Source organism: Neisseria sp. P0021.S006, from assembly GCF_051956895.1.
Window position 1 is genome coordinate 1 of sequence record NZ_JBQCWZ010000779.1, and the last position, 666, is coordinate 666.

General features: G+C 49.5%; 1 protein-coding gene. It reads right to left on the reverse strand.

Translation table 11 applies throughout. The features are described from left to right. The coding region (locus ACTHUM_RS17055) for a TolC family protein (RefSeq protein ID WP_440403561.1) at positions 1–666 on the reverse strand (666 nt) is incomplete at both ends.

The following is a 666-nucleotide window of genomic DNA, read 5'->3' on the forward strand; positions in this document are numbered from 1 at the left end:
TTCGGCGTATAACGTCCCGCCATGGCTTTATACACCATATTTTCGTATTTTAAGGCTTCATAGCGTTGGTTCAGCAGGTTTTGAGCCGAGCTGTATTCTGGATTCAAAGCCTCCAGCCAGTCTTTCAACTCGTTTTTACCGTGTTGGTAGCGTACTTGATAGTAATGGCTGTTTTTCTTGTCCAGCTGATAACGCTGTTCCTGATTGGCAAGGCTGGCCTGCGCGTTTTTGTAGGCAAGGTAATTGGTGTTGACCTCGTTGAGTGCGGTGGTCAGGGCTTTTTCAAAATTCAGCTTGGCGCTGTCCATCTCCGCTTGTACGGTTTTGTCTTTCCATTTCATGGTCTGCCAATTAAGGAAAGGCAGATTGATGGTGGCCGAGCCGCCCAACATGGGGATATTGAACGTGCTTTTCGCTTTATCGGAAGACGTACTCAAACTTGCGCCCAAAGTAATCGACGGATACCAACTGCGTTTTTGCGCGTTAACCGATTGTTGCGACGCTTGCAGGCGGTATTCGGCGGCGCGCAGGTCGGGGCGGTTGGCCAAAACGGTAATCGGTACGTCCAAGTTCACGCCTTTGACAGGCAACAGGCGGAATTGTGCCGGATCGGCGGCCATGTTTTCAGACGGCCTTAAATTCAACAAATTACGCAAAACCTGTTTT